The 14938-nt window shown below is 61.5% G+C and carries 6 protein-coding genes; 1 reads left to right on the top strand and 5 read right to left on the bottom strand.

The window, feature by feature from the left end:
* Positions 1-165 precede the first annotated feature (165 nt).
* Positions 166-1419 (bottom strand): N-acetylmuramoyl-L-alanine amidase AmiC, encoded by a 1254-nt coding sequence (amiC, locus tag AC2CGQ_RS13415; protein WP_004931882.1) that lies wholly within the window; start codon positions 1417-1419, stop codon positions 166-168.
* A 239-nt stretch (positions 1420-1658) separates the two neighbouring features.
* Between amiC and argA the strand changes: the two genes are divergently transcribed.
* Positions 1659-2984, top strand: a complete 1326-nt coding sequence (gene argA, locus AC2CGQ_RS13420) for an amino-acid N-acetyltransferase (RefSeq protein WP_015378910.1) — start codon at positions 1659-1661, stop codon at positions 2982-2984.
* A gap of 38 nt (positions 2985-3022) precedes the next feature.
* Here the strand turns inward: argA and recD are convergent, their stop codons facing one another.
* The 4 genes from recD to recC all read right to left on the bottom strand — a co-directional run bounded on the left by recD (position 3023) and on the right by recC (position 14919).
* Positions 3023-4873 (bottom strand): exodeoxyribonuclease V subunit alpha, encoded by a 1851-nt coding sequence (gene recD / locus AC2CGQ_RS13425; RefSeq protein WP_166445364.1) that lies wholly within the window; start codon positions 4871-4873, stop codon positions 3023-3025.
* Complete coding sequence (recB, locus tag AC2CGQ_RS13430) at positions 4870-8430, bottom strand: exodeoxyribonuclease V subunit beta (RefSeq protein WP_166445365.1); 3561 nt, start codon at positions 8428-8430, stop codon at positions 4870-4872. The genes recD and recB overlap by 4 nt, the downstream gene beginning before the upstream one ends.
* Positions 8427-11315: a pitrilysin gene (ptrA, locus tag AC2CGQ_RS13435; protein WP_338911565.1), complete on the bottom strand. Its 2889-nt coding sequence runs from the start codon at positions 11313-11315 to the stop codon at positions 8427-8429. Before ptrA ends, recB begins: the two co-directional genes overlap by 4 nt.
* Before the next feature lie 232 nt (positions 11316-11547).
* Positions 11548-14919: an exodeoxyribonuclease V subunit gamma gene (gene recC / locus AC2CGQ_RS13440; RefSeq protein ID WP_156866530.1), complete on the bottom strand. Its 3372-nt coding sequence runs from the start codon at positions 14917-14919 to the stop codon at positions 11548-11550.
* Positions 14920-14938: the final 19 nt, after the last annotated feature.

A 14938-nucleotide genomic window follows, 5' to 3' on the forward strand; every position in this document is an offset into this window, starting at 1 on the left:
CGGGGTGGAGCAGCCTGGTAGCTCGTCGGGCTCATAACCCGAAGGTCGTCGGTTCAAATCCGGCCCCCGCAACCAACTCTTGATGACAACAGATAAGCACCCTGACGGGTGTTTTTTTGTATCTGCAATCCGCGAAAATAGCCGGACTCGCGCCCGGCCCTGCCGTTATCGACTCGCCAGCGCGCCGCCGTTGGCGAAATAAGCCTTGATGCCCGCCAGAATCGACTCCGCCACCTGCTGCTGGAAATGGCTGGTGCGCAGCTTGCGCTCCTCTTCGATGTTGCTGATAAACGCCGTTTCCACCAGGATCGACGGGATATCCGGCGCCTTCAACACCGCAAAACCGGCCTGATCGACGCGATTCTTGTGCAACCGGTTGATTTTGCCCATCCGGTTCAACACTTCCTTGCCGAATTTCAGGCTGTCGTTGATGGTCGCGGTCTGGATCAGATCGAACATGGTGTGGTCAAGATAGCGGTCGCCGCTCTTGCTGACACCGCCGATTTGGTCCGAGGCATTCTGCGTCTGCGCCAGGAACTTGGCCGCCGAGCTGGTGGCGCCTTTGGTGGACAATGCGAACACCGATGACCCGCGCGCGGCGCGGCTGGTGAAGGCGTCGGCGTGAATCGAAACGAACAGATCGGCACGCTGCTTGCGCGCCTTGGCGACGCGCACCTTGAGCGGAATAAACACGTCTTCATTACGCGTCATGAACACTTTCATGTTCGGCTCGCGCTTGATCATGGCGCTCAGCTTGCGGGCAATCTGCAGCACGATGTCTTTCTCGCGCGTCTTGTACTTGCCGATCGCGCCGGGATCTTCGCCGCCGTGGCCGGGATCCAGCATGATGACGATCGGCCGATCGCGCCCCGCTTTGCCGGCCTGCGGCGCTTCCGGCGGCAGCGTGCGCTCCAGATCGCCCTTGTTGTAATCTTCCAGTAACGCCAGTAGCGGATCATATTCCTCGCCGCCGCTGCCGCCCTTGGTCGGATAGAGATCCATCACCAGACGGTTGCGATACTCCGGCACCGGCGCCAGCGTGAAAATATGCGGGCTGACGCTTTGTTTGAGCTCCAGCACCAGCCGCACGGTATTCTGATCGAACTGGCCGACGCGCGCCTGCTTGAGATAAGGATCGTCGGCGCGCACCTGCCCGGCGATGCCTTTCAGCACGCTGTTGAGATGAACGCCTTCGATATCCACCACCACGCGATCGGGATTGGTCAGGGCGAACTGCTTGTATTTCAGCTCGACGTTGGATTCCAGCGTGACGCGGGTATAGGTGGAGGATGGCCAGACGCGCACGGCGATCACGTGCGATGATGCGGCGAAGCCCGTACGACTCACACTCAGCAGCCAGCTGGCGGCAACGCCCTGTAATAAACGACGGCGGCCCAGATTGTGATTAGCGTTTGGCATGCGGCTCCGGCAGTAATAGCTGTTTACAACAGATGAAAAAAACACCAATGAAATGGGGATGCCGAAAACTTTAACCAATCATTCCAGCCCTGTCATCAGAAAATCTTTTTATGGTTTTTCAATTTATTAACGATTTAGCGCCCTTAGCGCACGCTTCATGACGATTTCCCACTTGCCATCGGCGCAATAAAAGAATAAAAATACAAAAATATCGTATAAATATGCAAAGAGGTTTGGCCGTGAAGGAACGTAGTACAGAGCTGGTGCAAGGATTCCGTCACTCAGTCCCCTATATCAACGCCCACCGCGGCAAGACGTTCGTCATCATGCTCGGCGGGGAAGCCATCGAACACGAGAATTTCTCCAACATCGTCAACGATATCGGGTTGCTGCATAGCCTGGGTATTCGCCTGGTGGTGGTTTACGGCGCGCGGCCGCAGATCGACGCCAATCTGGCTCAGCATAACTATGAGCCGATCTACCACAAACACACCCGCGTGACCGACGCCCATACGCTGGAGCTGGTCAAGCAGGCCGCCGGCCTGCTGCAGCTCGACATCACCGCTCGGCTGTCGATGAGCCTCAACAACACGCCACTGCAGGGCGCGCATATCAACGTGGTCAGCGGCAACTTCATCATCGCGCAGCCGCTGGGCGTCGATGACGGCATCGACTACTGCCACAGCGGCCGCATTCGCCGCATCGATGAAGAAGCGATCCACCGTCAGCTCGACAGCAACGCCATCGTGTTGATTGGCCCGGTCGCGGTTTCGGTCACCGGCGAGAGCTTCAACCTGACCTCGGAAGAAGTGGCCACCCAGTTGGCGATTAAGCTGAAGGCGGAAAAAATGATCGGTTTCTGCTCCTCACAGGGCGTGACCGACGCGGAAGGCAACATCCTTTCCGAGCTGTTCCCCAACGACGCGCAAAAGCGCCTTGAAGAGCTGGAGGAAGGCGGTGACTACCATTCCGGCACCGTGCGCTTCCTGCGCGGCGCGGTGAAAGGCTGCCGCAGCGGCGTACGCCGCAGCCACCTGATCAGCTACCAGGAAGACGGCGCGCTGGTACAGGAGTTGTTCTCGCGCGACGGCATCGGCACCCAAATCGTGATGGAGAGCGCCGAACAGGTGCGCCGGGCGACGATCAACGACATCGGCGGCATCCTGGAGCTGATCCGGCCGCTCGAGCAGCAGGGTATTCTGGTGCGCCGTTCGCGTGAACAGCTGGAGATGGAGATCGACAAATTCACCATTATCGAACGCGACAACCTGACCATCGCCTGCGCGGCACTGTACCCGTTCCCGGAGGAAAAAATCGGTGAAATGGCCTGCGTGGCGGTGCATCCCGACTACCGCAGCTCTTCGCGCGGCGAAATGCTGCTGCAGCGGGTGGAAAACCAGGCGCGGCAGATGGGATTAAAGAAGCTGTTCGTACTGACCACCCGCAGCATCCACTGGTTCCAGGAGCGCGGATTCACCCCGGCAGAAGTCGACGTGCTGCCGATGCAGAAACAGGCGCTGTACAACTACCAACGCCGCTCCAAAATTCTGCTGGCGGATCTGTAATCCCTGTGGGCGCGGCCGCTACCGCGCCCCTTCAACGCTTATTCCGTTGCCTGCAGCCGTTCAGCCAATCCGCTGCGGCGCTGGGTCGGCATACGAATGGCCCGCAGCAGCACCGCCTCCGTGGCATACAGCGAGAGCTGCTTACGCGCGCGAGTGATCGCGGTATAGACCAATTCGCGCGTCAGCACCGGCAGGAAGTGATTCGGCAACACCAGCACCGTATGGTCAAACTCCGATCCCTGAGATTTATGCACCGTCATGGCATAGGCGGTTTCATGCGTCGGCAAACGGCTCGGCTGCACCGACTTGATGCTTCCATCCGGCAGTTGGAAATGCACGCGCAGCTCGCCGCGCTCATCCGGCAGCGTAATGCCGATATCCCCATTGAATAACCCCAGCGCGCTGTCGTTGCGGCCGATCATCACCGGCCGCCCCCGATACCAGCGGCCGATCACGCCCGGTTTGCGGTCAATCAGGCCGGCGCGCTGTAGCCCGAGTTCAATACGTTCATTCAGGCCGGCAACGCCAAACGGCCCTTCACGCAGCGCGCACAGCACCTGGAAGCGACTAAAGGCGGCCAACACCGCCGCCGCATCCGCGCCCTCGGCGGCCAATCGCAAATAGTCGCGGTAGCCCGCCACGCACGCGTCCAGCAGCGCCTGATACTCTTCGCTCGTTGCCAGCGCATAGCCCGCGACATCGCCGAAACTGCCGCTTAAGGCTGCCAGCGCGCGCTCCCCAGCACCGGCGTTGACCGCCAACGCCAATTGACCGATGCCGGATCGAGCGTCAAAACGGTAGCTCTTGCGCAGCAAACACAGGCTGTCGCGCACCGCCGCTTCCGCGTCGGCCTGCCGCCCTGCGAGCGAACAGCCGGTCAGGCGGCTCAGCTCTGCGGCACGCGCATCGCTGTATCCCTGCTCGGCAAAACGGCAAATGTCCCCCAGCACCGCGCCGGCCTCCACCGAGGCCAGCTGATCGCGATCGCCAAGGAAAATCACCCGCGCCCGATCGGGCAGCGCGGCAATCAGGCGCGCCATCATCGGCAGATCGACCATCGAGGCCTCATCCACCACCAGCACATCCAAATGCAGCCGGTTGCCGCGGTGATAGCGCATGCGTTGACTGTTCGGCTGCGCCCCCAACAGACGGTGTAACGTCGCCGCCTCCGTCGGGAACAGCGCCTGCTGCGCCGGGGTCAACGCCAGCTGACGGCTGGCGCTGCCAAGCGACTCCGTCAGACGCGCCGCCGCCTTGCCAGTCGGCGCCGCCAGCTGAATGCGCAAGCGCGCGCTTTCATCCAACTGCACCAGCGCCGCCAACAGCTTGGCGACGGTGGTGGTTTTACCGGTGCCCGGCCCGCCGGAAATGACAGCAATGCGCCGCGTGGCGGCTACCGCGGCGGCGATCTTCTGCCAATCGGGTTCGTCGCTCGCCGAACCGAACAAGCGGTCGAGAATAGTGCGCAGTTCAGCCTCCGGCACCGCCAGCGACTCGCCTTCGCCGCCGATAAACGCCGCCACTTCACCTTCGTTTTGCCACATGCGCTGCAGATACAAGCACGGCCCGCGCAGCACCAGCGGCGTAGCGCTACTGCCGTCCCCGACCGCCGCGCTGGCCGCCAGGCGCTGCTGCCAACGCGCGCTATCCGGTCGCCCGGCCGCCTCCCACAGCGCCAGCGCCAGCGTCGGTTGGCGCCCTTCAAACATCGTATCCGCCTGCAGCTGCTCCAGCATCAGACAGACGTGACCGGCCCCCGCCTCTGCGCTCAGGCAGGCGGCGGCCAGCAAAATATCGGGCTCGTCTTCGTTCGCCACCACGCGGGCGAACTGCACGTCCAGCGGGCGCAACACGCCAAGCGCCACCGCCTGCTCCAGCAGTGCGATCATGATCCATCCTCCGTCGCAGCAGCCTCGCCGCTGAACAAGCGATCCATCCCCGCCACCAGCTCAAACTCGGGAAGACAGGTGAAAATGCCGTTGCCCGGGTGCGCCGTATCCACGCCGCGCAGGAACAGATAAATCACCCCGCCGAAATGGCGCCGGTAATCATAATCCGGCAGCCGATGACGCAGATAACGGTGCAGCGCCAGCGTATACAGCTGATATTGCAGATCGTAACGATGCTCCGCCATCGCCTGCTCCATCGCCGGCCGGGTATAGGCGCTGCTGTCTTCCCCTAACCAGTTGGACTTGTAGTCCAGCAGGTAGTATTTGCCCTGCCAACAGAACACCAGGTCGATAAAGCCTTTCAGCATGCCCTGCACCTGATGGAAATCCAGCGCCGGACAGCGGGCGGAAAGCGGATCGTAACGCTTCACCAGGGCATCGAGCTCCTTCGCCTGCAACAACCGGTTGATCGGCAAATAGAACTGCAGCTCGGCCTGCTTGTGCTGCGGCGTTAGCGCCGCCAGCGTCACGCCGCTGTCGGCGAGCGGCGTGTTGAGCAATACCTGCATCCACGCCAGCAAAATCGGCTGCCAGTGTTCGGCAAATCCTTGCTGTTGCAGCTGTGCCAGCAACCACTGTTCATCCAACGGCTGGGTGAAGTCCAGCGTTTCGAACAGGCTGTGCAGGAAAGTGCCGGGCGTCGCGCCGCGCGGAAAGGTATGCGGTGTGAGCGCTGGCTCACTCTCCTCACTCCGCTCCCCCGCAGCGTCGACATCCAGACGCGGCAGCAGATCCTGCATCAGGCTCGCGCCGTGCTGTTGCAAACCGGTATAGCTGGTCACCCGCCAAAAATCCTGGATCCGCCGGGTAAAGCTTTTCGCCGCCAGCGCTTCGGCCAGTGCCGCCTGAGGGTGCCAGGGTTCTTCGTCCGGCGGTTCAACCAGCGACAGCGCGATACCCCCGCCCGCCAATTGCTGCAGCCGCTCCTGCAGATACACGGCGTCGCCGGCCTGCCCGCCCTGCACCAGATAACCCAATGCGCTGCGGTGCAGATCGGTATCGCCCTGTTTCTTGCGCGTGCCCTGGAACAGCGGCGCGATGCCGATGCTGCAGTGGTACACCGAGCGGGTCAGCGCCACGTACAGCAGACGCAGGTCTTCCGCCAAGCGCTCCTCCTCCGCCCAGGCCTGGCTCTCTTCATTGGCGTCGAGATCCAGCAACGCCTGGAAACTGTGGCGATCGTGATACAGCGCCTGTTGCTGCTGGCGGAAGTTGCCGACGAACGGCAGCCACACCAGATCGAACTCCAGCCCCTTGGACTTGTGGATCGTGATCACCTGCACCAGATGCCGGTCGCTCTCCAGCCGCAGCTGCTGATTGTCGGACTGGCGATTGGGCTGGGCGATCTGCTGCGCCAGCCAGCGCACCAGCGCATGCTCGCTGTCGAGCTGCGCCGCCGCTTCTTGCAACAGCTCCCCCAGATGCAGCACGTCGGTCAAGCGACGCTCGCCGCCGGCGCTGGCCAGCAGGTTCTCCGCCAGTTGGCGCGCTTTCATCAGCTCGCTCAGCATCGGCAACACGCCGCGGCGCAGCCAGAGCGTGCGGTAATTGTCGAACTCGTTAACCAGCGCGTCCCAGGCGCGCTCATCGCGGCTCAGGCCGTCCAGCGTCGGCGCGTCCAGCCCCATCAGCCCGGTGGCCATGGCGCTGCGCAGCGTACGCTCCTGCTCCGGCGCCAACACCGCCTGCAGCAACCACAGCAGGTCTTTGGCCTCCGGGGTGTCAAACACGCTGTCGCGGTTGGACAGGTAGACCGACGGGATAGACAGCGCGCTCAACGCATCGCGCACCAACGCCGCCTCATTGCGGCTGCGCACCAGTACCGTGATATCGGAGGCTTGTACCGGCCGTGACTCCTTGCCGTTCTGCAGCCGTGCCAGGCCCTGCTGCCCGGCACTGAGCCAGTCGCGAATTTGCGTGGCGCACAGGCGCGCCATCAGCTGTTGGTAATCACTTACACCCGCGCCTTCCCCCTGCTGCAGCCAGAACTGCATCGCCGGCTGCGGCTTGCCGTGCAATTCAAACGCCAGCCCTTGGTTCTTTTCCGCCGCGTTAACCTCAATAAAGGGGATTTGGCCGAACAGGAAAGGCTTTTCTACCTGAGAAAACAGGTGATTGACGCTGGCGACCATCGACGGCGACGAGCGCCAGTTAGTCTCCAGCGTATAGTGGGCGCTCACCTCTGAACGCGCGCGCATGTAGGTAAAGATGTCGGCGCCGCGGAAGGCGTAAATCGCCTGCTTGGGATCGCCGATCAACAGCAGGCCGCAATCGGGCCGGCCGACGTAAAGTTTTTGGAAAATACGGTATTGCTGCGGATCGGTATCCTGGAATTCATCGATCATCGCCACCGGATAGCGCTGGCGGATCGCCAGCGCCAACTGTTCGCCGCCGCCGCTTTGCAGGGCGCCGTCCAGCCGGCTGAGCAGGTCGTCAAACCCAAGCTCGGCGCGCTGGCGCTTTTCCTGCTGAATAGAGGTGCGGATCTCGCTGAGCGCGCGCGCCATGATCAGATCGCGCAGCGTCAAGGGTTCATCGAACAGTTCGTCTATCGCCGTGAACAGCGCATGACGCGGCGGCTCGCCTTTCTTGGTCTTCTCCAGCAGCACCGACTGGCGAAATTTATCCAGTTCCTTCGGCAGCTGGTAGTCCTGAGTCTCCTGCCCGCTCCATTCGCCGACCTTGTTCAGCCAGTTCGGCAGGTGTTTACTGCTGTAGCTGCGCTTATCGACGCCGGACTGGGCGATCAACGCCTCCAGATCGCCCGCCGCCGCCCGCCATTGCGCCTTGATGGCGTCGATGCGCGCGACGATCTGCTCGTGGCGCATCAGGACGGTTTCTTCGTCCTTCGGCGGCCGACGCAGCGCCGGCGCTTCGCCGTGCAGGTAACCGGAAAGATCGGCCAGCAACGCTTCCGGGCCGCTCCACTCCTGGCTGACCGCACGCGCCACGCCCAGCGGCAACGGATAGCAGTGGCGACGCCAGAAATCGGCACAGGCCTGCCGTCGCAGCGGCAGCTCGTCCTGCACCAGCGTTTGTTCAAACAACATGCCGGACTCGAAGGCGTTGTGCGTCAGCATCCGTTGGCAAAAGCCGTGAATGGTGTAGATCGCCGCTTCGTCCATTTGCCGCTCCGCCGCCAGCAGCTGCGAGGCGGCGTCGCTCAAATCGTCAATTTCTTCCATCAGCGCGATAAACAGCGGATTTTTGCATTCCGCGTCTTTACCGCGCACGCAGGCAATGCGCAGCCCGTGGATATTGTCGCGGATGCGCCCGCGCAGCTCCTCGGTGGCGGCCTCGGTAAAGGTCACCACCAGGATTTCTTCGACCGTCAGCGGGCGGGGAAACGCCGCGTCACCGCCCAACCCCAGCAGCAAGCGCAGATACAGCGCGCCGATGGTAAAAGTTTTGCCGGTGCCCGCCGACGCTTCTATCAGGCGTTCGCCGAACAGCGGCAGCGACAGCGGCTCCAGCCTCTGCGGGGCAATTTCCGTCATGGTGTTGCCACTTTACGCGGCAAAATCTGCTGCAATGCCGACGCGTTCGGATAGGTGACCCAATCCTTAGGCGCCGCGTAATCCGCCTTGTCTTGCCCGCTGCCGCTAACCTGCGACAGCACCGCCAGCCCCTGTGGCTGGATCACCGCCTGGTGGAAATAATCCGCCAGTTTGGCCGGCGTCAGCTGTTGCACCTGTGCGATCAGTTTCTGACGAGTATCGAAGGCGAAGTTGCCGCGATCGAAATCGTTGGCGAACCGGCTGGCCTCTTCGCTCAGGGTTTGCGGCCGCTGTTTCAGCTCATTGATGAGCGCCTGTTTGTACTGTTCAAAGTCCGCCTCGCTCATGTCGCGTAGGCGTTTCTCGGTTTTCGGGTAGAAATCCTGATAGCGCTGGTACAGGTAGGCCGGCTGTTTGCTGTTGCTCTGCAACAGGAAGCCCACGCCCCACTGGCGCCCCACCGACATCGGGAAGGCGAAGACCGCGTACCCCAATTGCTCCTGCGTGCGCAGCTGGCTGTAAAACCACGGCTGAATAATCTGCCCCAGCAGCGAACTGTAGGCCATGCCGGTCACTTCGTCGTAGCCGGTCGGCACATAAACCGCCGCCAGCGCCGAGTCAGTGCTGCTGCCCACCTGTTGCAGGTTGGCCAGATGATTCTTGTCCACCACCACGTCTTCGCCGTGCCACCATTCGCTACCGATACAGCCCAGACGATGTTTCAGCGTCGACGCCAACGTGTCGACCTGCTGCTTGCTCATGTTGCCCACTACCAGCAGCTCCGGCGTGGCCTCGGCCAGCAGGCTGTCGCGATAGGCCAGCACGTCTTTCAGCGTTAACGTCTTCAGCACTTCGCGGCGCTCGCTGCGTTCGGAATACGGCACGCGGGAAACCATCTGCACCGGCTGAATGGCCAGCTCAAACGCCTTGCCCTTCTCGGCGGCGTCCAGCTGCTCCAGATACCAGGATTTGGCTTGCGCCAACTGATCTTCCGTCGGCGTGAAGCTGGAATACCCCTCGATCAGCGCCGTCAGCAACTGCGGCAAACGCTGGGTGAAACCGTTGGCGTTAAACATCAGACCGTTGTTCGGCGAGGTCGAGAAGCTCAACCCGCCGACCGACGCCTGATAGCTCAACTGATCCAACGCGAGGCCGGCCAGATAATCCGTCAGCGAGAACAGCACCTGATTGCGCGCGGAATCCATGGTTTTGGCGTTGCGGAAAGCGACGGTGACGTCGGCCTTCGGCTCGTCGGCGAAGTAACGACTCGGCATGTACAACACGCGCAGGCCGGGTTTATCCACCACCATTTCCGGTTTTTTGAACTCGTGCGATGGCTTGGTCAGGGTAAAGTCATCCGGGATGTACGGGTTGAGCGCCGGCAGCGACAGGGAAATGCCGCTCTCCAACTGCTGCCACTGCGTAAAGCGCTGCGGCGTGATTTTGTCGACCTGGTAAGGCGCGTTGACGAAATAGGCCGTCTTGTTGTGCGGTTCATCCGGGCTGACGAACCAGATGCGAGCGTTTTGCGGCGTCATGGCGTCCAGGCGTTCGGCGATCGCCTTTGGATCATAACGGTCGGCCAGATAAGGCGCGTCCAGCGCATGCTCAACCGGCACGCGCAGCATGGTGTCCACCAGCCATTCGATATAGTCCATGTCGCGCGTGATCGAGGGATAACGGAAGTCCAGGTTCAGAACATGCGAGATTTCATCGAAGTAGCTCTGCTTGATGCCCTCGCTGCGCAGCATTTTCAGGTAGTTGAAAATGGCGGCGACGACCTCATCGCGCTGGGCCAGGCCTTTGTCAGTGAGTGAAACGCTGATGGCGAAGACGCCGCCGTTGCGATCAACCATCGGATCGGCGCCGGCATTGATGGCGTCCGCCAACCCCTGCTTCTGCAGCCAGTCAGACAGGGTGTTTTTGCTGCGGTTGCCGATCAGGTAGCTGATGTAGGTATCGGTTTTGCTGCGAAACGCGGCGCTGTTGTTATCGATGCGGAACTCGACCTTCAGCTGCTTGCGCGGCTGCGCCGGCACATAGTGAATGATGATGCCCTGCTGTTCCGGCGTGACGGCCGGCACGGTGATCGGCGGCACGCTGGCGTCATGATTCGGCACGCGGCCAAAGGTTTTCGCCGCAATGTCGGCCAACTGCGGCAGCGACTGATTACCGTACAAAACGCCCATCATCAGATTGGCGGAATAGTAACGCTTATAGAAGCCGGTCAGTTCATCGTGCAACTTGCTGTCCGGCTTGTCTTTCAACGTATCGAGATTGCCGCCGGAGAAGCGCGCGCTCGGGTGCGCCGGGTTAAGGGTTTCCGCGCCGACCTGCGCCATGCGCATGCCGTCGCGCGAACGCGCCATCGTCAACTCGGCGTTCACTGCGTTGCGCTCGCGATCGGCATTGCCCGGATCCAGCAGCGGCTCGGCAATGGCGTCGGCCATGCGGTCGACCGCCGGCTCCAGCGCATCATTTTCCACTTCCAGATAGAAGGCGGTGCGATAAGAGGCAGTACTGGCGTTGTGGCTGCCGCCGTGCTTTTTCAGGAATTCGGACAGGTTTTCCGGCTCTGGATAGCGTTTGGAGCCCATCAGCACCATATGTTCCAGATAGTGCGCCAATCCCAGTTGGCTGTTCGGATCTTCGAGCGATCCAACCGGCAATGCCAGCGCCGCCAGCGATTTCGGCGCCTGGGCATCGGACACCAGCAGCACCGTCATGCCGTTAGCCAACTTGATCGCCTCGTACTGACGCGGATCGTGCTCGCTCTTGTTGATCTTCTCCGCCAGCGGTTGCCATCCTTGTGCGGCCCAACTCAACGGCGCCCAACACATAGCCAATAATACCAGCCCGGTGATGCGGGCCAACTGTCTGCGCATATCCAAAATAAACCCCTATTCTGACATCGCCACGCCCACTCCCTGACGCTGGCGACGTACATCAAAACCACATAACCAAATCTGTACTCGCCGGATTCTTCGCCAATGTGGCGCCCCAAAACGCGGCGGGTATATGCCTGTACGTTATGTAAGACCGGGAATCACCCCAATGGTTGAATATAACCTTCGTTATTTTTACCACCTCCCGACGTACAGCACCACCGGGGGATTGTTACCCCAGGTTATGTCGCGCCACCGGCAGCAGATAACGCTCTGTTTCGGCCAGTATTTGCGCTAAGTATTCATTATCCAATTGGCGGAATACTCGCTGCACGTAGGGATCTTCCCCTTCTCCGGGAATGCGCTGATCGCCCTGCCAGGCCTGCAGCAATTTGGCGCGTGCCTTAATTTGCGCTTCTTCCTCCCAGTCGATTTGCTGCGTTTCCGGCAGATAACACTGGCTCAACCATGCCCATCCGCTCTTGTTCAGCAACAACAGCGGCTGGCTCAGACCGCGCTGATAGCCCGTCAACAGCTCCGCCAGCTGCGCCTGTGCCTCTTCAGGCGCCAGAGCGGCAAAGCGCCAGGCGGAGTTCTTGCGGCCGTAGATGCGGCTCTCGCCGGTGCCGCCGGCGCGGCAGTACACCAGGTGCTCCAGCCACAGCAATATGCCATCCACCGCCGACAACGTGGCGGGCCGCCAGCGCAACAGGCCGTCATCCTGCACCTGATGCAGCCAGCCGCTGAGACGTACGCCGGCAATATCGATATCCAGCTCCAGGCTATGGCTCTCTGCGCGTTCCGCACGCACCTGCTCGGCCAGTTCGCTCATCTCTTCCTGCTGCTTTTGCCAATAGATCTCGCCGAAGGCGCCATAGGGCAAGCCGCCGGCGGCACGCACCCGCTGGAACAACCGTTCGGGATCGTCGCCGTCGATCAGGGTATTCAGCAGTTGGCTGTTGAACTGGTAGCGGCTGAGGTTATCCAGCGTGAAGGGCTCTTCGTCCGGCAGCTCGGTCTCTTCCAGGATAAAACTGACGCCCAGCCGCAATTGGAAAAACGCGCGAATCGGATGGCGGTAAAACCGCAGCAGCTCATCCAACGATATTTGCTGCAGCGCTTCGGCAGGCAGCGGCTGGTTGAACGCCGGATGCGCCGCACCGCGACCATCGGCGGCGGGCAGCCACTCGGCGGCATAGCTTTGCGCCTCCGAGCCCGGCAAGAAATTCTCGGCGGCGAACGGCATGCGCGCATGCCACTTCAGCAAGTGCTCACCAACCCGTCGGGCGCTGTCGTCTGCGCTGAGTTCCTCATCTCCCGGCAGGCAATAGCTTTGCTCCAGGTACTCAAGCAGCTCAGTGACCAGCACCGAAGGGTAGCGCGGGCTGTTGTCCTGAATGGAACGGCCGATGAAGCTGATATACAGCCGCTGCTGAGCGGACAAAATCGCTTCCAGGAACAGATAGCGGTCGTCATCGCGGCGGCTGCGGTCGCCGCGTTTGACCTGCTGCGCCATCAGATCAAAGCCCAGCGGCGGCAGCGTGCGCGGATACACGCCGTCGTTCATGCCCAGCAGGCACACCACCTTGAACGGAATGGAACGCATCGGCATCAGCGTGCAGAAGTTGATTTGCCCGGCGAGGAAGCGCTGGCTGATGCGCTCCTGATCGAGGCGCGCCGCCAGATCGTCACGCAGAATGGTCAACGGCACCTCATCGGGATAGCGCGCCGCCAAGCCAAAATTAATGGCCTGCTGCCACTGCTGTTCGATCAGCGCCAGCACCACTTCGGTGTCGCTGTCCGCTGCGAAGAAGGCATCCAGCAGTTGGCGGCACAGCGGCAGCCACGCCTCGAGCGGGCGCGCTTCGCTCAAGATTTGCCGCCAGTGGCTGAGCTGCGCCAGCAGGTCTGCCAGTTGCCCCGCCAGTTCGGCGACCAACCCGCTCGATTCGTCGTAAGGCAAAATGCCCTGCCAATCGCCGGCATTGCTGTCCATCGCATAGCCAAGCAGCATGCGCGTAATGCCGAAGCGCCAGGTGTGCTGGCCGGTGGCGGGCAGATCCAGTTCGCGCACGTTATCATCGTCCAGGCCCCAGCGCACGCCGGATTCACCGACCCAATGACGCAGCAGGCGCAGCCCCTCTTCGCCAATGGCGAAACGGGCGGCCAGGGCCGGCACCTCCAGCAACGCCAGTACCTGTTCCGAGGTAAAGCGGCTTTGCGGTAGATCGAGCAGTGAAATGAACGCCTGCAGCGCCGGATGCGCCTGGCGCGCTTTACGGTCGGAAATGGCAAACGGCAGGTAGCGCTCGGCGGGGGCATTGCCGAACACCGCCTGAATGTATGGCGTGTAGCTGTCGATATCCGCCACCATCACGATGATGTCGCGCGGCGTCAACGACGGATCCTGCGCCAGCATGCTCAGCAGCTGATCGTGCAAAACCTCCACTTCCCGCTGCGGGCTGTGACAAGCGTGCAGGCTGAGGGAGCGGTCGTTCTCATCAAGCGGACGTTTGCTGAAGCTGCTTTCCAGCGTTTCCGCGGTAATACCGATTACCGCATGGTCTTCCAGTTCCAGCATATCGCGCTGAACGGCGTGCAGCATGGTATCGGCTGGGATATCGACAAAGGCGTCGACCTCTTGCGCCCCTTCCATCTGCGACAGCAGGTAAAGGTGATCGCGCCCCAGCTTGCCCCAGGAGGCCAGCAGCGGGTTGCTGAGTTGCTGCTGCCCTTCGGCGTCAAACAGGCGCGCCGCGTCGGCCGGTTCGCGAAACAGCCCTTGCTCGCGCGCCTGATGATAGTGACGGCGCTTGCGGCTCTGCAAGCGGGCCAGGAAAGCGTAATCCTGAATGTCGCCCCAGTAATAACGACAAGGGTTGGTGAACATCAGGTGGATATCGATATGCCGCCCCAGCGCCTGCAGCGCCTCCAGATAGACCGGCGGCAACGCCGAGATGCCGCAGATAAACACCCGCGGCGGCAAACCGGGCGGACACGTTGTTGCCTGTTCCAACGCGTGGATAAAGCGGCTATACAGATTGGCGCGGTGCCATTCCGGCTGCCCCAGTTCACGCGTGTATTCCACCAGTCGCGCCCAGAGCGGCGCCTGCCATTGCTGAGCCTCCGCCAGACCGTCGATGCGTTCGCCGCGCTGCCAGCTCTCCAGCCACTGCGGGCGATAAACCAAATATTGGTCGAACAGGTCGGCGACCCGGCCGGCCAACTGGTGGATTTTGCGCTTGTCGCCGTCATCGGTCAGATAGTGCTGCAGTGGCGCAAACGCCGGCTGAGTCAGCATCTCCGGCAACAACCACATCAGCTTCCAGGTCATGGCATCCTTGCTGAAGGCGCTCTCTTTCGGGATATCCGGCAACACCCGGGTGAACATGTCCCAAATGAAGGTCGCCGGCAGCGGAAACGCGACATTGGCGGCGATACCGAACTGTTCCGCCAGCTGCATCTGCAGCCATTGCGCCATACCGGGGCTTTGCACCAGCACCACCTCCTGTTGAAAAGGATCGGTCAACGGATCTCTGGCTATCAGCGCGCTGGTCAGCGTTTTCAATAAATCCAGCTGATTGGAATGATAAACCGTGAACATGATGGCTCCTTTAAAACAA

It is taken from the genome of Serratia sp. DFXYC6, assembly GCF_057196085.1.